The sequence below is a fragment of the Colwellia sp. genome (assembly GCF_013214175.1).
GTDB lineage: Bacteria > Pseudomonadota > Gammaproteobacteria > Enterobacterales > Alteromonadaceae > Colwellia.
Genome location: NZ_JABSPA010000002.1, coordinates 329,669 through 351,205, shown reverse-complemented (window position 1 = coordinate 351,205; position 21,537 = coordinate 329,669). Strand labels below are relative to the sequence as shown.

General features: G+C 39.1%; 17 protein-coding genes. 8 read left to right on the top strand and 9 right to left on the bottom strand.

Annotated features, from left to right (window positions below; genetic code table 11):
• Positions 1–30: 30 nt before the first annotated feature.
• From HRT55_RS04615 to HRT55_RS04590, 6 genes are all read left to right on the top strand, one after another.
• Complete coding sequence (locus HRT55_RS04615; protein ID WP_291619266.1) at positions 31–393, top strand: hypothetical protein; 363 nt, start codon at positions 31–33, stop codon at positions 391–393.
• A gap of 5 nt (positions 394–398) precedes the next feature.
• Positions 399–953 carry a hypothetical protein gene (locus HRT55_RS04610; protein WP_291619265.1) on the top strand — a complete coding sequence of 185 codons (555 nt, stop codon included), beginning with the start codon at positions 399–401 and terminating at the stop codon, positions 951–953.
• Between the two features lie 55 nt (positions 954–1,008).
• Positions 1,009–1,398, top strand: coding sequence for a hypothetical protein (locus HRT55_RS04605; RefSeq protein ID WP_291619263.1), 390 nt, complete (start codon positions 1,009–1,011; stop codon positions 1,396–1,398).
• A gap of 48 nt (positions 1,399–1,446) precedes the next feature.
• The gene (locus HRT55_RS04600) at positions 1,447–2,151 is read left to right on the top strand and encodes a hypothetical protein (protein ID WP_291619261.1); all 705 of its coding nucleotides are present in this window, start codon (positions 1,447–1,449) and stop codon (positions 2,149–2,151) included.
• Between the two features lie 108 nt (positions 2,152–2,259).
• The gene (locus tag HRT55_RS04595; RefSeq protein WP_291619260.1) at positions 2,260–3,117 is read left to right on the top strand and encodes a PA4780 family RIO1-like protein kinase; all 858 of its coding nucleotides are present in this window, start codon (positions 2,260–2,262) and stop codon (positions 3,115–3,117) included.
• A gap of 278 nt (positions 3,118–3,395) precedes the next feature.
• Entirely contained in the window at positions 3,396–4,166 is a 771-nt protein-coding gene (locus tag HRT55_RS04590) for an ABC transporter substrate-binding protein (RefSeq protein WP_291619258.1), read from the top strand.
• A gap of 158 nt (positions 4,167–4,324) precedes the next feature.
• Here HRT55_RS04590 and HRT55_RS04585 read toward each other — a convergent pair whose 3' ends face one another.
• Positions 4,325–6,418: a S9 family peptidase gene (locus HRT55_RS04585; protein ID WP_291620408.1), complete on the bottom strand. Its 2,094-nt coding sequence runs from the start codon at positions 6,416–6,418 to the stop codon at positions 4,325–4,327.
• A gap of 403 nt (positions 6,419–6,821) precedes the next feature.
• Positions 6,822–7,868: a rhodanese-related sulfurtransferase gene (locus tag HRT55_RS04580; protein WP_291619256.1), complete on the bottom strand. Its 1,047-nt coding sequence runs from the start codon at positions 7,866–7,868 to the stop codon at positions 6,822–6,824.
• 422 nt (positions 7,869–8,290) lie between these two features.
• Here HRT55_RS04580 and HRT55_RS04575 point away from each other — a divergent pair, with 422 nt between their 5' ends.
• The gene (locus HRT55_RS04575) at positions 8,291–9,175 is read left to right on the top strand and encodes a dienelactone hydrolase family protein (protein ID WP_291619254.1); all 885 of its coding nucleotides are present in this window, start codon (positions 8,291–8,293) and stop codon (positions 9,173–9,175) included.
• Between the two features lie 199 nt (positions 9,176–9,374).
• On the opposite strand, the gene HRT55_RS04570 is transcribed toward HRT55_RS04575, so the two are convergent.
• From HRT55_RS04570 to HRT55_RS04545, 6 genes are all read right to left on the bottom strand, one after another.
• Positions 9,375–10,748, bottom strand: a complete 1,374-nt coding sequence (locus HRT55_RS04570; RefSeq protein ID WP_291619252.1) for an ATP-binding protein — start codon at positions 10,746–10,748, stop codon at positions 9,375–9,377.
• 34 nt (positions 10,749–10,782) lie between these two features.
• Positions 10,783–12,234 (bottom strand): sigma-54 dependent transcriptional regulator, encoded by a 1,452-nt coding sequence (locus HRT55_RS04565; protein WP_291620407.1) that lies wholly within the window; start codon positions 12,232–12,234, stop codon positions 10,783–10,785.
• A 174-nt stretch (positions 12,235–12,408) separates the two neighbouring features.
• Entirely contained in the window at positions 12,409–14,910 is a 2,502-nt protein-coding gene (locus HRT55_RS04560) for an FtsX-like permease family protein (protein WP_291619250.1), read from the bottom strand.
• 28 nt (positions 14,911–14,938) lie between these two features.
• On the bottom strand, positions 14,939–15,700 hold the full coding sequence (locus HRT55_RS04555) for an ABC transporter ATP-binding protein (protein ID WP_291619249.1): 762 nt from the start codon (positions 15,698–15,700) through the stop codon (positions 14,939–14,941).
• Between the two features lie 9 nt (positions 15,701–15,709).
• Positions 15,710–16,966 (bottom strand): HlyD family efflux transporter periplasmic adaptor subunit, encoded by a 1,257-nt coding sequence (locus HRT55_RS04550; protein WP_291619248.1) that lies wholly within the window; start codon positions 16,964–16,966, stop codon positions 15,710–15,712.
• A gap of 257 nt (positions 16,967–17,223) precedes the next feature.
• Complete coding sequence (locus HRT55_RS04545) at positions 17,224–17,568, bottom strand: hypothetical protein (RefSeq protein WP_291619247.1); 345 nt, start codon at positions 17,566–17,568, stop codon at positions 17,224–17,226.
• A 102-nt stretch (positions 17,569–17,670) separates the two neighbouring features.
• Here HRT55_RS04545 and HRT55_RS04540 point away from each other — a divergent pair, with 102 nt between their 5' ends.
• Positions 17,671–18,585: a LysR substrate-binding domain-containing protein gene (locus HRT55_RS04540; protein WP_291619246.1), complete on the top strand. Its 915-nt coding sequence runs from the start codon at positions 17,671–17,673 to the stop codon at positions 18,583–18,585.
• A gap of 186 nt (positions 18,586–18,771) precedes the next feature.
• Here HRT55_RS04540 and acnB read toward each other — a convergent pair whose 3' ends face one another.
• Positions 18,772–21,375, bottom strand: a complete 2,604-nt coding sequence (gene acnB / locus HRT55_RS04535) for a bifunctional aconitate hydratase 2/2-methylisocitrate dehydratase (RefSeq protein WP_291619244.1) — start codon at positions 21,373–21,375, stop codon at positions 18,772–18,774.
• Between the last annotated feature and the right edge of the window lie 162 nt (positions 21,376–21,537).

Genomic DNA, 21,537 nt, shown 5'->3' with positions numbered 1-21,537 from the left:
CCTGTTACTAAATGATGAGCCACCACCATTATGAAAAATATTTATCAAACGTTAATCGCTATTATGCTCACCAGTTTTATTTCAGGGTGTGTGAATTACAGTAGAGATTCTGGCGTAGAAAACCTTTGGCGTCAGCCACAAACCTTTACTAACGGCACAACTACTAGCCAGCAAGTATTAACGGCTTTAGGGCCGCCATCACAAGTATTATCGATTGGTAAAAAAACCATTTATTACTACTTGAAAGAGCAGGTAACACGAGAAGGCTTAATTCTGCTAATTTATAACGAAACCACTGAAGTTTCAGTTTTCGACCGCGCTATGTTTATCTTTGATCAGCAAGGTGTTTTAGTCGATTTTTCCTATAGTAAGTTGGCTGCTAAAACCGAGTAATAACCATGTTAAAGCGACTAATTCTACTTCAAGTAATCAGTTTTATTTGTCTGCTAATGCTGACTTCATGCTCGGTAATAAAACGCCAATACGGACATGTTGCAGCGGTACCAGCTTTCTCGCCAAAAGATTACCATCAAGTATTAACTAAAATGGGCGCACCTGACTCAATTGCTGTGCTCAATGATGCCTTTATCTTTGCTTATCATAGTGTCGCCATCGATGAACCCCAATTCGGCTTGGCGATCCCTTCTTTTGATTTTTTAAAATTTACTTTAGGCTCGGCAACTGCGGTTCATCACTACCATTTTTATGCTTTTTCTTTACAAGGTAATGTCATCAACTTGCAAACCAACCATTGGCAAAGTGCTCTTGGTGATAGCTCCAGTATCGGTTTGATTTTTGTCGTTGAAGAAACCGTTGATTTAGCTAGCTTTGAAGTTCGACGTGCTGCTAACCTTTGGGGTGAACGTTTACTTTTTGATACCAACCTTATTGAATTTTCTTTTGAGGAAATCATTTTAGCAAAACGTTTAGATCTAATTGGCCAAGATTACTAACCCCCACGCAATCAACTCAACTAACATCAATATAATAACTAAAAAAGAGTCTAGGATGACACGTAAAACTACTTTATTAATCAGCATTATTTGCATTAGCGCAGTGATGTTTTTTATTACTTTAATGCCTAGCGTAAGCCCCTCAGACATTACACCTACTATACCTATTGAGTTTACCCGTGAGTCCAATGTTCTTGACACTATATCAACTGAGGAAACTACGCCTGAGTCTCCCAATAACAACGTAGAGAAAGAGGTAACCTCAAGAAAACCAACAGAGCAGGACTATATTGTTCATTGCGATAGTACAACAACCGAGAATAGCTCCAATATAGATGAAGAGTTTAATGACTTTGCGCAACACCTTCAACAATCAAACTCACCAGATAAGCAACTTGCCTATATCTTATTTTCTTCACAATCCGATGAAGAGCATCAATTATAGTTATTACAGTCTTATAACAAGAAGTTCTCTGGCAATAAACGTGTCTTAATGGATATAGTCGGCTTATGTTCAATCACAATGAACCATAAATATTGTGATGAAAGCTTACTCAAGCAAGCGATTGAATTAGATGGTGATAATGGTGCATTATGGTTACAAATTGCTAATTTTCATGCTGCGAAAGGAAACACTCCTGCAACACTTGAAGCCATAGAAAAGGCGATTACTGCCACGCACTTCAACGAATATTACTTTTATAAGTTAGCCCTTTTCATGCAAACATCTAAAGGAGCTCTTGATGTAGATTTTAGCCACAGAGCCATTACTGGCCTTGGTTACCACGCAGCGACATCGGTATGTATAAGTGAAATAGCTAAGTTTTGCACTGAAGAAAAAAATTATTCCAATCGGTATAACCAGCTCTGTTTAGCTCTCGGTAAAACGATGTCGACACAGAACAATAGCTTGATAGTTAATACTATGGGTTTAAACATACAATCACAAATATACAAAAAAGAACATAATGAGGAATTGCATTTAAAGGCTGAAAAACAAAAATCGACAACAATGCAAAAATCCGTCAATCATGATCTGTATTTTCAAGCACAAACCCTAATGTTAGTTGATGAAAAGCTATTTAATTTTTGGTTAACCAGTGTGATAGAACAAGGTGAAGCGATAGCTGACGAAATGCTAATTAAAGAAGCAATAACACTTTCAAAAAACCCCTATTATCAACCTTGCGCTAAGTAAGGGAAATCATAGGAGTTTAGCTAAAACATCCATGAAAACTACCGTTTGTTATCGCTATAAACATACTTTTTACTACCCTCAATGGGCGATATAGGGTATAACAGCGCAATGAAAATTCCAAAGCGACTATTGCCTCTCGTAGAAGAAGGCATAATTGATGATGTACTCAACCAATTAATGAGCGGTAAAGAAGCCACAGTGTACCGAGTACGTTGTGGTGATGAAATTCGCTGTGCGAAAGTATATAAAGAAGCCACTAAACGAAGCTTTAAAAAAGCATCACAGTACACAGAAGGCAGAAAGGGCCGAAGTAGTCGACGTGCAAGGGCCATGGAAAAAGGTTCTAAGTACGGTAAGAGTCAACAAGAAGAAGCTTGGCAAAATGCTGAAGTTGATGCTTTGTATACTCTTGCCGAGCACGATGTTCGTGTACCACAACCCTACGGCTGTTTTGACGGCGTGTTATTGATGGAACTTATCACTGATGAAGAAGGTGAAGTTGCACCACGCCTTAATGATGTAGTGATGCCTGCAGAACAAGCCATAGAAGATCATGCTTTAATGATGATTTATATTATGCGTATGCTTTGTGCGGGTATAGTGCACGGTGACTTATCAGAATTTAATGTTTTAGTTGATGCCTACGGCCCTGTCGTTATCGACTTACCACAAGCGGTTGATGCCTCAGCGAATAACAATGCCAAGGCTATGTTACTGCGTGATGTCAACAATATCACTAGCTATTACGCCCAGTTCGCCCCTACTTTAGCCTTAACTAGATTTGGTGAAGAAATGTGGGCCCTGTATGAAGCCGGTGAACTCAGTGACACTACGAAGTTAACAGGACAATTTGCCGAGGATACTCAAAGCGCAGATGTTGAAACTGTGCTGGCAGAGATCCAAGCCGCTTTTGAACAAGAGCAAGACCGACTTGCTTACCTTAAAGAGGCTGCTGAACAAGATTAATTGACTAATGAGTGATAGCTTCACACGTAAGCTATCACTGTTAACTTCGAGTTATAGCTGCAAGGTAGCACTTACCATTTAAGCTCAAATATTTAATCCCTTGATAATATTTCTATACACGCTATAACCTTTTATTAAGTACCTAGTATTGTGAAAATATCTAGCTAAAGAGCTGCAATACCACCTCAAATTCACTATGTAGGACACTGTATCAACCATGTACGCTACACTGTTTATAAGAAGACTTATTATTTCACTAACCTAGCTGTAACGTTATTATGAAATATTTTTGCTGTTGTTTTTTTATTATCCTTGGGTTATTTAACTGTGCTTCTGCGGCAACGGGTAAGCTAAATGTTGCTGTATTTCTTGAACCACCCTATGTAGATTTAGTTGCTAACAAGTTAGTAGGTGAAAATATTGATATTATTCATTTGTTAGCTAAATCCATTGGGCTTAAGCCTGTTTTCCTTCGATGTCCTCCTGTGCGTTGTTTAACTATGCTCAAACAAGGTCAGGCTGATATGATATTGGGATTAAGTAAATCTTCTCCTAGAGAACAGCATTTTATTTTTCTTAATCCCCCTTACCTGCTCCAACATCAGCCATTACGTTTTTTTACCCTGAAATCAGATAACTTAACAATAAAAAATTTTAGTGATCTTACCCCCTTACTTGTCGGTACATTAAGAGGTGCCTTGTATTTCCCTTTGTTTGATGAAAGCCAATCGATAAAAAAAATAGAGTTAACGTCAAGAAAACAACTAGTTAATATGCTACTCAAAGGTCGAATAGATACTTTTTTAGAGAGAGAAGAAACCGTTTTACCCTTGTTATCAACAACTGAGTATCAAGATAAATTTTCCATGGCTAATTATCAATATAACAAACCCATGAATAGCTATATTGCTATATCCAGACAGTCAAAAATTAAACATTATGCGAATGAGTTATCTCAAGTATTATCAAAAGCGATATCTGACGGTACTATTGAAAAAATCAGGACTAAAAATCGAAAAAAACATCTTGAAAATCCTAAGCATAAGTAACCTTTACAAGATTAATTTTCCTTCCATACTGCACCAGCACTATTTACAATAAAAATCTAACAGTTATAAAAAAGGCAGATTAACCTAAGTTAATCTGCCTTTTTTTGTTATGGCTAGTTAGTCGTCATCAACAGCGTGACTTAATCTTTAGTTTATAACTATTGCTTAGTATATTTTTCTAACCATTTGAATACTTCGTCATACCAAACTACTAGATTATCAGGTTTACGAATATGGTGATCTTCATCGGGGAACATCACTAAACGGCTATCAATGCCTTTACGCTGCAGCGTAGTAAACGCCCCTAAACTTTGTGCGTACGGCACGCGGTAATCTAATTCACCTTGAATCACTAACATAGGTGTTTGCCAGTTATTAACGTAATCAGCAGGGTTAAATTTAGAATAATCAGGGCTTACCTTACCTTTATTACTGCCACTTTCTTTACCCCACGAAGGGCCACCCATATCATATTCTGGGAACCATAATTCTTCAGTAGTTTGATAAAAGCTTGGCATATCATATAAACCAGCGTGATTGATCAAACATTTAAAGCCTGTAGGCCAATTACCGGCAATCCAGTTCATCATATAACCACCGTAAGATGCGCCTAACGCACAAGCGTTATCACCATCTAACCAAGGTTGGTCTTTAACGATAAAGTCTAAACCTTTTTGTAAATCTTCTAATGGCTTACCACCCCAATCTCGACTGATTGAATGGGTAAACTCTTGGCCATAACCAGTTGAACCGTGGAAATCTACCATTACTACACCATAACCTTGGGCTGCCCATAATTGCGCATTCCAACGGTAATGAAACATATTGCCAAAGCTTCCTTGTGGGCCGCCGTGTACTAAAAAGGCGATAGGGTATTGTTTACCCTCTTCATAGTTAGCCGGCTTTAACCAGTAACCATGGACAGTTTCATCATTCCAACCTTTAAAGTTAAATTGTTTATAGTCAGCAAATTTAACTCCGGCAAGCTTGTCTTCATTGATATTTGTTAGTTGCTTTAACTCATCACCATGGTCATCAATTGAAAATACATCTTTTGGTGAGTTTAAGGTATGACGGGTAAAATAAAGTTTGTTGCCATAGCTAGTTACATCGCCATTACTGCCGACATTATAAATTTTGCGCACTTCATCAAATTCAGGGGTAATAGAGAAAATGCTCTTTTGGCCAACATCTTGAGCAACGACATAAAGCGATTTATTATCCGGTGCAAAAGCTAAGCTGCTAATTGAACGATCCCAATCTTGTGCAACAGCACGAGTTTTTCCTGTTCGGTTATCACGAAGTTGTAAGGTAAATTTATCCGCTTCATAACCCGGGGTTTTCATTGCTTTATAAGCTAAGAAACGACCATTTGACGAATAAACGGGATTGGCATCCCAAGCTTTATTTTGTTCAGTAATATTTTTTAAGTTAAAAGCTGTTTGTCCTGCTGATAGCGCAACTTCAAAGATATCAAAGTTAGTTGTCCACGCATGATCTTTCGCTGCTGCTTTACTTGAAGAGTCTTTCGCTGAAAAGGCTAACGAGGTGGCATCTGGGTGAATGGTAACTTGGCTCATACCAGCAAAATCACTTTGCCAATTTGGCATTATGTCTTGGGCACTCTTAAGTTGACCGTCTTTACCTAAATGAGCGACAAATAAATGCTCTTTATATTCTGTTGCCCAAACATCCCAGTGGCGCACCATTAATTGATCATAAGCGCGGATGTTATATTTCTTCTCGGCATCAATTTTTTTAGCGGTAACAGTACAAGCTAAGCTGCCACAACCCGGTTTAACGGTAAACGACAAAGCAAATACTTGCCCATTTTTAGCCAGCTTAAAGCCATTAATTGCTAATGAAAAATCAGATATTTGCTTGGCTTTATTGTCATCTAGACTCTTTTGCCAAATTTGGCTGCTGCCACTACGTGAAGAAAGGAAGTAAACCGACTGACCATCATCCGCCCAAACGACATTACTTTCACTTTTCTCATGGTCGGTAAACTGACTGACTTTGCCCGTTTTAACATCTTGTCGATAAAGGTGATTGTCACTAGCGCCTTTTTTCAAACCATAAATTATGCTATCTCCCTGCGGAGAAACACTAACATCATGTAGTTGGTTTAATTGGTTTAGCTTTTCAACGGTAAACACTTCGCTATTAGTATGTGCATTAGCGCTTACCGACATTGATAGCGATGCTGATGCAGCGAGAGAAATCGCCGCCAGGGTAAATAGTTTTTTCATCATTATTCTCACGTAATACAACCAAGATTTTGAATGCAGCAAGAATATACAATCTACCTTTGTTAAGCAATATTGCCGGAGACGGTTAGCTGTTTAACTTTGTAAACTAATACCAGTTTCATTAAGTTTGTGATCTTGTTGTGCATAGGAAAAATAAATCAGGGTAAGGCGCTTGATTGAGCAATAGCTGGCTATTGGGATTGAGAGCAACGCTGACATGGATTATTTTAACCAGCACAAGTGAGCAATGATTTTAATCAAATTGGTATAAAACCACCAATGGGTGACACTAGTAACATCGACTAATTACGGCGCGGCTAATATTTGGCCAATAAAAAACGCCAGCTTGAAATTCAAGCTGCCGTTTGGTTAATCTTTGCGTCTATCTGTTGCAGATTTACTGCTACTTAGCTGCTTGCTTCGCTTTTTTATCGCTTTTCTCTTGGCGGCGTTCTTCAATGATATTTTGAATATCACCACCGATATGACTTTCACCGCGTTGCTCTGCTAAAGAGATTTGGCGTTGACGTTCAGCATAACGATTACGTTGTTGCTCGGTAACTTTGTCATGACAACGATGACAGCTCACGCCTTTAACGTAATGTTCGCCTGCTTTTTCAGCTTCAGTTAGTGGAAAACGACAAGCAAAACATTGGTCATACTGACCTTGCTCTAAGTCATGATTAACCGCAACACGACCATCAAAAACAAAACACTCACCTTCCCATAGTGTCTCGGTACTCGGCACTTCTTCAAGATACTTTAAGATGCCGCCTTCAAGATGATAAACCTCTTCAAAGCCCTGCTCTTTTAAATAAGCAGTAGATTTTTCACAACGAATGCCACCAGTACAATACATGGCAACTTTCTTGTGTTTGTTTTTATCTAGATTTTTCTCTACATAGTCAGGAAATTCACGGAAAGTTTCCGTATTTGGATTGATGGCATTTTTAAAAGTACCAATCTCAATTTCATAATCGTTACGGGTATCAACCAAAACTACGTCGGGATCAGAAATTAGCGCATTCCAATCTTTTGGTTTTACGTAAGTGCCGACCACTTGGTTAGGATCAATACCTTCAATACCCATGGTGACGATTTCTTTCTTCAACTTCACTTTAGTGCGATGAAATGGATTTTCTTCAGTGTAAGATTCTTTATGAACTATGTTATCTAAACCCGGCTGCTCAGCTAAAAATGCCAACACAGTTTCAATACCCGCCTGAGGGCCGGCTATCGTACCGTTGATGCCTTCAGCCGCTAATAATAAGGTACCTTTAACATCTACATTAGCCATTTTATTTGCTAATGGCTCACGTAATGCTTCAAATGCATCTAAACGAACAAACTTGTACAACGCACAAATGGTGATGGCATTGGGTGTATTTGCTGTAATTTTTGAAGATATAGCTGTGGCAGAGGTAGATAATTTTTTTTCTAATGAACTCATAGAGTCTCCATTGAACTAGCTGGAACGTAAATCCAGTGCTGTAGATTAAATTTTTTGTATCAATAATTAACGTAACATTGCTTACGTTTTTTGGGTGGCAAATTCTAGCAAACAAATTCCACAAAAGATACTGTACATTTTTCACACAGTGGTTATTATTGATCGCTGATAATAGCTCATCGCTGTACTGATTTGTCATAAGTATTCTTATCGGGTAACTACTATTTTCAAGAACTTAAGGACTTTAACTTATACCTGTTTTATTAAGTTTGTGATCTTGCTGTGCACCGGAAAAATAAATCAAAGCAATGCGCTCGATTGACTAATAGCTGACTATTAGGATTGAGAGCAACGCCTTGGCATATTTTACCCAGCACAAGTGGCTAATAATTTAATGGATTGGTATTACAAAAGGATTAATCATGAACATAGCTAAACAGCTCATATTTTGTATCATACTATCAATAACCTGCATTTCATTGGTCTATGCTAAGAAAATAGATAAACAACTACCTCACATTTTTTATATTAATATTCCTGTGCAAACCGCCGATACCTCATGGCAGGTTTCCGCACAATATCGACTACCTCGAATTGAAACTGCGCAAGCTTTACCAGCGGTAATTATTTTGCACAGCTCTAGTGGTATCGACAGTACCGGGCGATTTTATGCTAGAGCATTAAATAATGCCGGTATTGCCACTTTAGAGCTAGACCTATGGGGCGCAAGAGGCCTACAAGGTGGTAGTGCCAATAGACCAGCAACCCCACAAGAAACATTACCTGACGTATTTGCTGCCCTGCACTATTTACTACAGCAACCAAATATAAATGCTGAAAAAATCGGTGTTATTGGTTTTTCTTGGGGCGGTGTTTTATCTATGTTGACAGCAACAGAACAATATATGGCGATGACAGGTACACCATTTCGCTTTGCTGGTCATGTCGCTCATTACCCTGTTTGCTGGTTATACAATAATGTTCCGGGCTTTGAGTTTGCCAATTTAACCGGTGCACCGGTATTAATCCAGACGGGGGAGTTAGACGACTACGACCTGCCGGAGACTTGTCCGCTAATGGTAGCTAACTTAAGCGAAGTTGATAAAGAAACTGTTGAGCTAAATACCTTTAAAAAGGCCTATCACGCTTGGGATAGACTTGAAGCAGAATGGCTGGTTACCGATCCATTTTCACATCTTGGTCAAGGCGGCGAAGTAACCTTGTCTCCCAATAAACGAGTAGCCAAAAAATCGAGAAGAAATGTAGTGAAATTTTTTAGTAATATTTTTGAGCTTTATGACGATTAATCTCTACCACAAGTTTCACAGCCAATAAAAATGCCACCTTGCATAACAAGCTGGCATTTTTAGATTTTAAATACCCAATAAGTATCCGCTGATGTCATTAATTGACGATATTTAACCGTATCGTTATCTGCAATACCGACAAGAATAACATCCTGAATTAATTGTGCTTTATGGTGTTACTGCTGCTGATTAATAATCATTAAATGTTGTCATGCATGGGTAAAGTAATGCTGGCAACAGCCCCTTGGCCATCACCTCTGTTACTTAAAGTTAAGTTGCCGCCATGGTTAACGATAATTTGTCTGCTAAACACCAAGCCTATGCCGCAACCATCAACTTTAGTGGTATAAAAAGGCACAAAAATATTATCACTGTTATTTATACCTGTACCTTGGTCGCATAGCTTTATTTCTACAATATCTTCTTTTTGCAGCCACTCAATAGTTATAACACCACTGCTATTACTCAACATCGCTTGTTGAGCGTTTTTTATCAAATTAACAAAAACTTGTTGTAGTTGCTTTTCATCGCCGTAGATAACTAACGGCTGACCTAAGAGGCTAATATTAGCGTTATCAAAAAGTAGCAATAATGACTTGAACAAGTTAGCTAAATCAAATAGGTTTTTTTCTGGTTTGGGCAGGCGGCTAAATTCTTGGTAGCGTAATAAGAAGGCATTAAGCGACTCGGCTCGTTCGGCAATAACAGCTAAGCCCTCTTCTAAATCATCAAATAGCTCAGTATTACTGTCGCTGCTATCTTGCTCTGTGGTTACTTGCTTCTGCTTCATTATTAAACGTATTAGGGTGTCACTTAATGAAGCAATGGGTGTTAACGAATTATTAATTTCATGGCTCAATACCCGTAATAACTTTTGCCAAGCCTGCCGCTCTTCCTCATGTAATAATTTTTGAATATCGGTAATGAAAATGAGTTTTTGTCTATCACCCTGTTCCAAGTATTCATCAGTATGAATGAATACTTTTTTCTTATGCGCCTTAATTTCAAATTCAGTAACTTTACGGTGTTCATTGGTTAATACATCTTGCAAGCCGATAGTACTAATAGGCCAACCTGCTACCTCCTCGAAACGACAAGCAAACAATTTTTCTGCCGCCGGATTCATTAAAATGATATTACTATTTTTATTAACGGCAATAATGGCGACATCTATTTGCTGGGTAATTTTATCTAATAATATTTGTCTTTCCCTACTGATCAGCTGTTGCTCAGCAAGCGCTGCCGATAAGCCATTAAAGACCTGATTAAATTCGCTTAACGCCCCTTCACCTTCAAGGTGGTTCGCTCTGATAGCATGATCGCCAGCTTGCATGGCAGTAATTAAATTGGCGGACGTTCTAAATTGAGATACCACTTTTTGCCGAATGAGAAAAGCACCATAAATAACACTTACCAAGAGTAAGAACATCAGCATGATTTTTAGATATATCGATAGCTCATGGCTATACAGGGTATAAAATAACAACGTCGTTGGTAATAGCCCAATAAGTAAGGCTATACGTAATAGTTGATTTTCAAATGAGGTCGTAACTCGGTCTTGTTGAATTTTCATCTGATACTTTTCATCCGATAAGACCGCCAATCATTCATAAATTATGTTTTTCTAGACGACGATAATAAGAGCTGCGGCTTAACCCTAAAGATTCAGCAGTTTCATGTCCGCTATTATCAAAACGTGCCAACCTATCGACTATGATTTGTCTTTCTATAACTTCTAGGGTGTCACTTTTACTGTCAAAACCGCCGCTATCAATACCGGCAACCTTAGCTGTCTGTGTCGGTGACAGACCAAGATCACCTAGGGTTATCAATTGCTGTTGACTAAGAAAAATTGCTCGCTCTATCATGTGGCTTAGTTCACGAATATTACCCGGCCAATGGTAATGCTTTAACCCTGCGGCGGCCTCATCAGTAAGCTGATGACTTTCCAGGCCATACTTAGTAGCAAACAGTGATAGAAAATACTGTGTTAACGGTAATATATCAGCTACGCGATCTCGCAGTGGTGGGATATGAATTTCAATGGTATTAATACGATAAAGTAAGTCTTGTCTAAACTTACCTTGTGCTATCAGTTCAGCTAATGAAGCATTGGTGGCTGAGACTAAACGTACATCTACTTGTTGGGTTTTAGCACTACCTACTTTTTCAAATTGCTTTTCTTCCAACACCCTAAGCAATTTAGCTTGTTGAGATAAAGGAATATTAGCAATTTCATCAAGGAAAATTGTGCCGCCTTCTGCCAATTCAAAACGACCGATACGCGTTTCTTTAGCGTCGGTAAAGGCGCCTTTGACATGACCAAACATCTCACTTTCAAAGAGATTATCGGTGATCGCACCCATATTGACTGAGATTAAACTTTGCTTATGACGCTGCGAACATTGATGTAAATAGCCAGCAAACATACTTTTACCGGTACCATTTTCACCGGTAAATAGAATATTCATATCACTTTTCGCCAGCTTGGCTAATTGACTAAGCAGCTGTTTCATCACAGCAGATTGCGCTACTATATTTTGGCAATCTGTGCTGCTTTGTGATTTAAGTAAAGCATTCTCTTGCGCTAACTTCTGCCCTGCTTTTGCTATTCGTTGAATATGACATTGTGCTTGTAAAATACTTAATAAACGCTCATTTTTCCACGGTTTTTGCACAAAATCTGCAGCACCTTGTTTCATCGCTTCCACAGCAATATCAACACTGCTGTAACCTGTCATTACAACAATAGGCATATGTTCATCAAGCACTCGCATTTTCGCGACTAGTGCCAAGCCCTCTTTACCTGAAGTAGTGTCATCTTGATAATTTAAATCAATTAACGCCACTGAAAAGCTACGCCTTGCCAGTACCGTTAACAACTCCGCCGGTGAACTAACCGCGACAACTTGGTAATTTTGCGATTTTAATAACAGTTTTAACGTGGTAAGAATACGCGGGTCATCATCGGCAATCAGAATTGAAGGCATAGTTGAATGAGTAGTTGAAAGTGTAGCTGGAGGTGTACTTGAAGCTGTAGCTGAGGTCATGTTATCCAGTTCTTTAGCGTGAGGTAATAGGTTTTAATGTCTTACTTTTCAAAATATTGGTTTTCGAAGTGAGACTGTCCCAGGTAATACTTTATGACTTTATCAAAGTATTACCTGGGTTTCTGCTAAAAGAGCATTTAATCAGTCCTTATCCGATACTTATGCAACATACATTCAATATTTTTAATCATGATGCAGCGCATCACTAGGCTCCATTAGCACAATTTTACGTGTAGGCACATAGGTGGCAACCAGCACCATAATGATGATTAATAAAGGTATCGCAATTAAACCGACCATATAACTGCCCTGGTTTATTACCATGGTATCAGTCATTTGATTAACCACCCATAAAGACATAGTAATGCCTATGCTCAAACCAATAACCAATTGCCAAACAGCCTTTATCATAAATAATTGCATAATTTTACTATCGCTAGCACCAAGCGCTCGGCGTACACCTATTTCTTGAGTGCGTTGGCTAATACTATTGGCTGCAACAGCATAAATACCACTGGCCGCTAAAAATATTGCGATAACACCACATAACAAAAATACTTTTGAAATAGCTGACACTAAAATCATTGGCTGTGAGATTAATTCATCATAACTTTGCATGTTATACACGGTAGCATTATTGTTCACTTGATTAATCGCGTGTTGTAATGATTTTTCAGCCTCTGCTTGTGAGCCATTATAGTGAATGGCGACATCAATGCTGCTGTAACCAATATGGTCTAACATAAAGTAAGAGCTATATTGTTCACTGGACGTGCGCATGGCTGAACCATGATAGGTATCAGAAACCACCCCAACGATAGTCTGCCAACCGCCCTCTCTATCTGCATCAGGATTTCTAAAAGCACGACGAACACGCTGGCCAATAGCATCTCCATCAGGAAAGAAGTCATTAGATATTGATTCGTTAATTATAATGGTATCAACTTCTGCGCTGATATCATCAAGGTTAAAGTCTCGCCCCTGAATAACTCTCATACCTATGGCGTGCCAAGCATCACGAGAAACCACTTCATTATTGGAATAAGGATTTTCGTTATAAACTGCGGCAACTCGCCCTTCAATTTCAAAGTAACTTGCGCCAGCACCCGTACCAGGTAACTGGCTCATAAAAGCCACACCCTCAATATTTGGCATCTGCTCTAAGGTATCTTTTAGTTGATAATAAAATGCGGTTCTTTTAAGGGTATCTGCTAATTCAAACTCTTCCTCTTCTCTAATAGGGTAATCAACTACCGGTAACTCTATTGTAGCGGTGATTCTATTGTTGGTATCAACACCGTAATCAGCCTGTCCGGCAGAGTAACTGGTCGATAAAAGAATTGTGGCGATAACAAGTACCACACACGACAGTAATATTTCACTGATTACCAAGATTTGGCTAGCTCGAGCGGCTTTTTTACCTTGTGAGCCGCGAGTGCCATCTCTCAATACCGCATTAAAATCACCAGATAATGCCCGCCATGCTGGAATAAATCCAGTAATGGCAATCATAGCGACAACTGCAACAATTAATAAAATAATAGCATCAACATCTAAGCTCACTTGCCACCAAAATGGTTTCTGCTCCGTAGCCATATACATTTGTTCAAAAACAGTATTACTCAGCTCTAAGCCCCACCCGGCAATGAGTACCGCCAAGAAGCCGCCAACAGTGCAGATAAAAATACTCTCAAGCAACATTTGCAATATCAAACGATTACGCGGTACACCCAGGGCAACACGTATGGCAACTTCTTTAAACCTTTCATTCACTCGGGCCAGTAATAAATTACCAACATTAATACAAGCGAGTAATAAAATAAGCAATACCACTACCGCCATAGTGATAAAAATAGAATAAAACTGAGTGATATTGGCTTTTTTATAAGGAACCGCTCTTAAGTAGCCCTCGAAGTCATCCATACGCCAGCGCACATTATCCGGTAAAAGTTTGACTACTTTTTTATTGAGTAATGCCAACTCTTGTTGGAACACTTCAAACGGCACTTCTTTTTTTATCCTTGCGTAAGCGAATAAGCCATTACGCGACCAATCTGTGGGCGATAACAATTCTTGCTTTATCGGTAACCAGGCTTGCGCAGTCATTGGAAAAGCAAAACCTTGTGGCATGATACCAACTACACGTGTCGGTATGGCATCAGCTAAGATAACAGAGCCAACAATATCCTCTTGTGCCATAAAGTAATGTTGCCAAATATCATAGCCCAAAACAATCACAGGTTCAGCACCTTCAAAATGATCTTCGGCCATTAGAACTCGTCCCATAATGGGTTTAACACCGGCAAACTCGAATACATTCCACTCAATGTTTACGGAATTATATTTGCGGGTCACTGAATTATTCTGTGTGCTGCCAATGAGTGATGTTCTGTCCTGATAAACACCGATCTCATCAATTGAATCCATTTCATTTCTTATTGTTAAGAGATCATAGGGATCAATACCAATCCTAAATAAATGGCTTTGATTGAATTCGGCTTCAATAGAAATTATCGGTGACTCTTTATTCAATAATAAAGGTTTAAACACCAAGTTACTCAATAACGAATAGGTGTAAAGAGTCAGTCCCAAACCAATGGCGACGATGAAAATGGTAAGGGCAGTAAAAACTGGTTTTTTATGGAGCAGCCTAGCTGCATATTTTATATCAAGAGTTATAGACACCTGAAAATCCTCGTTTTATGTTAGCGATTTATACCGCAATGGCTGTAGGTGTTTCGGTGCGTTGATCAGCGACTATCTTGCCATCGAAGACTTCTATCATACGCTCAGCTCTTGCCGCCGATCGTGGATCATGAGTAACCATACAAATGGTTGCCCCTTCTTGATGTAATTGATCAAGTAAGGCCATAACGATTTGGGCATTTTTCGAGTCTAAATTACCCGTTGGCTCATCGGCAAGAATAATAGAGGGTTTGGCCGAGATAGCGCGGGCTACAGCAACACGTTGCTGCTGGCCACCAGAAAGTTGCGAGGGAAAATGATGGGCACGATGTAACATATCCACTTTTTCTAAGGCTGTATTCACCATAGCGGCACGCTGTTTCGCATCAAAATCACTGCGATATGTTAGTGGTAATTCAACATTTTCTGCCACTGTTAAATCACTAATCAAGTTAAAGGCTTGAAAGATAAAACCTATTTCTTTATTTCTAATCGCTGCTCGTTCATCTCGATTTAAATCAGAAACGTCGTGTCCTGCTAAGGTATAACTGCCACTACTGGAAGTGTCTAATAAGCCTAATAATGATAACAAGGTAGACTTACCGCAGCCTGAAGGACCCGAGATTGATAAGTATTCACCTTTATTGATAGTTAAATTGATATTATTTAGTGCATGCGTCTCGACATCATCAGTAAAAAAAACTTTTTTGATATCATTGAGTTCTACCAATGCTGTTACGCTATTGCTTGCTTGACTTGTGCTATTTAAATTATTTATGTTGTTAGTCATCACGTGCTCCTAATTTACGCTAATAGTTTGTAGTTTTTCCCAAGCTGAAACATCAGAAATAATAATATTATTTCCTACCGTTAAGCCTGATGTTATTTGAATATATTGTGTAGATGTTTGACCAAAGTGAATACGTACTTTATCTGCTTGGCTACCGTCTGCTGCCAGTACATAAGCAAAAGCTTCGCTATGTTCGTTAGCAAACATAGGCCGTTTAACAAAAAGCGTATCGGCGATATTGGCAATGGCGATAACACCATTTACGGTGAGATCAGGACGAGCATCTTTTGGCATATCACCAATAAGCTCTATATCAACTTGTACTGAGCCGTTATTAACAATGGGATCTATGCGTTGCACAATACCAACGATCTTACTATTACGGGTATCAACAACAACTGATTGGCCAAGCGCTACATCTTTGATTTGTTTTTCCGGAATACGCAGCTCAGCAATAAATTCTCCGCTGCGTGCTAATCGGGCAAGATTACTACCCATTAAGACCCGTTGGCCAAGTTCCATCGGCATCGCTTGCACGATACTGTCCATGGTGGCATGTACTTTTAAAGACTCAACTTGCTGCTGCGCTCTTTGATATATTTTATGCATGCGATTAAGTCTGGCTTGATAAGCTTTTGCTTGTGCCGCTAAACTTTCTTGTTTTTTATTTAAACGTTTTATTTCTAGCTGCCAGCGCTCTTTATATTGCGCTACATCTATTTTTACTTCTTCATGAGCAATATGTGAGACGGCGACTGTGCCTTGGTCTAGCAATTTTTTCTGGGCGTTATAGGTTAACAGTGCTCGTTGATGATTCAGTTTTTCGTTAATAACTGCGGCTTCTTGATCTAATAACTCTGAGGCTAACGATACGTTTAGTGCATTCGTTTCGGCGACCATTTCTTCTAATTGCCACTTGGTTTCTTCTAGTTGCTGTGCTAATTGAGGGTTAGATAATTCCAGTAATAAATCACCTTTTTTTACCTTAGCGCCAGCTTTAATTAGAATGCGCTCAACACGGCCGTCAACATTGGTCGCTACCCAGCGAATATCTTTCGGCACTAGCACACCAACACCACGAACACTTATATTGAGTTGACCTCGCTGCACTTGAGCAAGCAGTAATTCCGATTTATCAACCTGATATGCCGATGAGTTTCCTGAGAGGTTAACTATCAAGGTAAGCGCCACAATGATCATAGCGGCAATAGAAAGCCATTGTTTATACTTGATTTTTTTCTTCTGCTTTGAGCGAACAATATCCATAACTAAGCCATTTAATAATTCATGGTCTTGTTAGAGCAATCGTCATACCAATTATAAATTAATGATTGAATACATACAGTTGGTTACAACCAAGTTACAACTAAGCACATTTAATCTCGATATCGAGACGATATTATTGAGACGATATTTCGATTTCGAAACTATGCTTAAAAAATTATTATGGATAAAGTAAGATTATTAGCCGCTCAAACTAAATGTTATTAAAAGAAGCACTACATAAATCGCTATAAAGAAAGTTACAAACCTCGCCCAAACTGCAGATAGGTTTGAACGAGTATTTGCTCTGCTGCTTCTTTCGATAGGCAAGTAGCTAAAAGTTCATGGTTAACAACGTTTTGGTTAACTTCTTTTGACACCGATGTCCATTTCATTTGGTCTAATACAACCTCAACTCTACATTTCTTCTTGTCATCGGTGTTGATGTAGAAAACATTAACAACATTAGTGCGATTGATCAGGTTTTTATAGGGGTAATTGTTCGCCGTTTCTATAGTGATATGCTCAGCCTTAGCTAGCTGACAAAAAATAACAATACTTATAAATACTATGTTTTTAATAAGCTTAATTGATAGGTTTTTCATTTAAATTCTCTGCTCATGTCTTAAGTGTTGATAACAGATTAGTTATGATATGGTGGTAAAACAAACGATATAAAATTGATTGTAATTAAGAAAATCTTAACTATGAAATATTTACCGCCATTGAAGTCGCTACAATTTTTTCTGGTAGCAGGACAATCTAAAAATTTTAAACAAGCCGCTGAACAGCTCAATGTCACACAAGCAGCAGTCAGCCAACAAATTCGCTTGTTAGAAGAAAACCTACAAGCGAAATTGTTTGAGCGCACTAATAAACAAACCATGCTTACCGAAAAAGGACGAAAACTATTACCCTTTATGCAAAGGGGGTTTGAAGAACTAAGCGGTGGTATTCAAGTCGTTACGGGGGATCCAAATCCACAAATATTACGTATTTCTACCGTGCATTCTTTTTGCTCTCTTTGGCTGGTTCCTAGGCTTCAGGAGTTCCAAAAATTACACCCTGAAATAATGGTGCAACTTGCTCCATCGAGTGCTCTTATTGATTTTCAACAATCAAATATTGATTTAGCCATTCGTATGGGCAGAGGCGGTTATGCTGATTTAACCGAGAAGAAAATCTATGATGATAACCTCATCTTTGTGGCAAGTCCTAAGCTGCTAGACGGTATTGATAAGGATGACCCTGAGCAAGTATTTCAGTTACCTTGGATAGAGGATACCAGCATAGGAATACAGGAAACCTTTCAAGAATACTGTAAAAACATAAATTTTAACTATGAAAATTTGGTTCCTGTCATTCAAACCAATGATGCACTGCCGCTAATTGATAGTGCAGTGCATGACCGCGGTTTCTTATTAGTAAATAGTAGCTTAGTGGCTGAACATATACGCGCTGGTCGTTTAGTTAAGCTACTCAACTACTCGATAAAAAGTCCCTATTCACTTTACCTTGTCGCGCCAGAACAGCAATTTTCATGGAGAAAAGTTAAGCTATTTGAAGACTGGCTAGTGCCTAAACTACGTAAGTCATTCTCCGATCTAGACAGTTATCAATAGCTCATAATTTTTATGGTTTACTAAAAAAATGCCACCTTGCATAACAAGGTGGCATTATTTTTTAACTATTTGCTGTTTTCTTTAAGTTAAGTAATGCTCTTTCTAGGAGGAAGCACGGAGCCTATGACTATAGGTGAGTACTTCCAACAACAAAAGAGTGAAACTTAACGACAAGAAAACTTCAAATTAGGCTTCGACTTGTAAGATAACGGTATCCGCTTTCTTGGTGTACTGCTCCATCTTGTCGAAGTTCAAGTACCTATAAGTATCCGCTGATGTGGCATCAATTTTAGACGCGTATTCCATGTACTCAGCCGGGCTAGGTATTTTACCTAAGATAGCACCAACACCAGCAAGCTCTGCAGAGGTTAAGTAAACATTGGCGCCATTTCCTAAACGGTTAGGGAAATTACGTGTAGATGTTGAAAGTACTGTAGATTTATCAGCTACACGTGCTTGGTTACCCATACATAATGAACAACCAGGTGCTTCAACACGCACGCCAGCTTTACCGAAAATAGAGAAATAACCTTCGTCACTCAACTGCGCGCTATCCATTTTCGTTGGTGGTGCTACCCACATACGTGTTGGTAATGTGTCACCACTCTCTTCAAGGAAAGAGTCAATGATTTTACCCGCAGCACGAAAATGTCCAATGTTAGTCATACATGAACCGATGAATACTTCATCGACTTTAACACCAGCAACGTCTGATAATAATTTGGCATCATCAGGATCATTTGGACAACAAACGATAGGCTCTTTGATATCGGCTAAATCAATTTCAATAATGTGTGCGTATTCAGCATCGCTATCAGCAGACATTAATGCAGGCTTAGTTAACCATTCTTCCATACCTTTAATACGACGAGTAATAGTACGAACATCGCCATAGCCTTCGGCAATCATCCATTTAAGCATAATAATGTTAGACCTTAAGTACTCGCTAACTGAATCGTCTTCAAGTTTAATAGAACAACCGGCAGCGCTGCGTTCAGCCGAGGCATCTGATAATTCAAATGCTTGCTCAACTGATAAACCTTTCAGGCCTTCAATTTCTAGTATTCGACCTGAGAATTCATTAATTTTTCCGGATTTTTCAACCGTTAATAAACCTTTCTTGATACCATAATAAGGGATTGCATGAACCAAATCACGTAAGGTGATGCCTGGCTGCATTTCACCTTTAAAACGAACCAAAATTGATTCCGGCATATCAAGTGGCATAACACCTGTTGCCGCGGCAAAAGCAACTAAACCAGAGCCTGCTGGGAAAGAAATACCTAAGGGGAAACGTGTATGTGAGTCACCACCAGTACCAACAGTATCTGGTAATAACATACGGTTTAGCCAAGAGTGAATGACTCCATCACCAGGACGGAGTGAAATGCCACCACGGTTCATCATGAAATCAGGCAGAGTATGGTGGGTAATAATATCAACAGGCTTAGGATAAGCAGAGGTATGACAGAAAGACTGCATGGTTAAATCAGCGGAGAAACCTAAACAAGCTAAATCTTTCAATTCATCACGTGTCATGGGGCCGGTTGTATCTTGTGAGCCTACCGTGGTCATTTTAGGTTCACAATATTGACCAGGGCGCACACCATCAACACCACAGGCTTTACCAACCATCTTCTGCGCTAAGGTAAAACCTTTAGTAGAAACCGCTGGATCAACTGGTTTCTTAAATATGTCTGTTTCCGCTAAACCTAACGCTTCACGAGATCGGCCGGTTAAACCACGACCAATGATTAGTGGAATACGACCACCAGCACGAACTTCGTCTAATAATACTGGCGCAAGTTTAAAGGTAGAAATAACCTGACCGGCAGCGTTTTTAACGACACCTTGGTATGGGTAAATGTCAATAACATCACCCATGTTCATTGCTTGTACGTCTAATTCAATGGGTAATGCGCCGGAATCTTCCATGGTGTTGTAGAAAATTGGTGCGATTTTACCGCCTAGGCAGACACCGCCACCACGTTTGTTAGGGATATAAGGAATATCATCACCCATAAACCATAAAACCGAGTTAGTTGCTGATTTACGTGAAGAACCAGTACCAACAACATCACCAACATAAGCCAGTGGAATGCCATCTTTTTGTAATGCTTTAATTTGTACTATGGGTCCAACGCTGCCGTCTTTATCCGGTGTAATGCCTTGACGGGCAATTTTAAGCATGGCTTTTGCGTGTAATGGAATATCAGGACGAGACCAAGCATCTGGTGCGGGCGATAAGTCATCGGTATTGGTTTCACCGGTAACTTTAAAGACTTTAACGGTAATTTTTTCCGCTACTTTTTCTTTTGCAGTAAACCACTCGGCATCAGCCCAAGATTGCATAACTTGCTTAGCAGCAGCGTTGCCTGCTTCCGCTTTTTCTTGCACATCATGGAAAGCATCAAACATTAGTAAGGTATGTGATAAACCTTTAGCTGCTGTGGTAGATAATTTGTTACAGTCAAGAAGATCAATCATGGGTTGAATATTATAACCACCTAACATGGTGCCTAATAATTGTGTGGCTTTTTCAGCGCTTAAAATAGATGAAGTGACTTCACCTTTAGCCACAGAGGCTAAAAAACCTGCTTTTACGTAAGCTGCATCATCAACCCCTGCTGGCACACGATTACTTAATAGATCAATTAAAAAGGCTTCTTCACCCATCGGTGGGTTTTTAATTAATTCGACTAATGCTGCTGTTTGTTCAGCGTCTAAAGCTTTAGGTACTATACCTACAGCTGCACGTTCCGCTACGTGGTTGCGATATTCTTGAAGCACGACATTCACCTAATAAGATAAGTGATACTTAATATTGCATAAGGCACTAAGGACACAATGCCAGGACAAGCTACTCAGCAATCATTATTTAAGTATCTGTAATTAAAAGTTATACGATACATCTTTGTTAATGCTTGTTAAAAAGTACCGTAAGGTGGCTAC

Coding starts and splice junctions, on each gene's coding strand:
- HRT55_RS04610 (WP_291619265.1), top strand. CDS start 399: ATGTTAAAGCGACTAATTCTACTTCAAGTAATCAGTTTTATTTGTCTG.
- HRT55_RS04585 (WP_291620408.1), bottom strand. CDS start 6,418: ATGAAAAAACTATTTACCCTGGCGGCGATTTCTCTCGCTGCATCAGCA.
- HRT55_RS04605 (WP_291619263.1), top strand. CDS start 1,009: ATGACACGTAAAACTACTTTATTAATCAGCATTATTTGCATTAGCGCA.
- HRT55_RS04580 (WP_291619256.1), bottom strand. CDS start 7,868: ATGAGTTCATTAGAAAAAAAATTATCTACCTCTGCCACAGCTATATCT.
- HRT55_RS04575 (WP_291619254.1), top strand. CDS start 8,291: ATGAACATAGCTAAACAGCTCATATTTTGTATCATACTATCAATAACC.
- HRT55_RS04600 (WP_291619261.1), top strand. CDS start 1,447: ATGGATATAGTCGGCTTATGTTCAATCACAATGAACCATAAATATTGT.
- HRT55_RS04615 (WP_291619266.1), top strand. CDS start 31: ATGAAAAATATTTATCAAACGTTAATCGCTATTATGCTCACCAGTTTT.
- HRT55_RS04570 (WP_291619252.1), bottom strand. CDS start 10,748: ATGAAAATTCAACAAGACCGAGTTACGACCTCATTTGAAAATCAACTA.
- HRT55_RS04545 (WP_291619247.1), bottom strand. CDS start 17,568: ATGAAAAACCTATCAATTAAGCTTATTAAAAACATAGTATTTATAAGT.
- HRT55_RS04555 (WP_291619249.1), bottom strand. CDS start 15,700: ATGACTAACAACATAAATAATTTAAATAGCACAAGTCAAGCAAGCAAT.
- HRT55_RS04595 (WP_291619260.1), top strand. CDS start 2,260: ATGAAAATTCCAAAGCGACTATTGCCTCTCGTAGAAGAAGGCATAATT.
- HRT55_RS04550 (WP_291619248.1), bottom strand. CDS start 16,966: ATGGATATTGTTCGCTCAAAGCAGAAGAAAAAAATCAAGTATAAACAA.
- HRT55_RS04590 (WP_291619258.1), top strand. CDS start 3,396: ATGAAATATTTTTGCTGTTGTTTTTTTATTATCCTTGGGTTATTTAAC.
- HRT55_RS04540 (WP_291619246.1), top strand. CDS start 17,671: ATGAAATATTTACCGCCATTGAAGTCGCTACAATTTTTTCTGGTAGCA.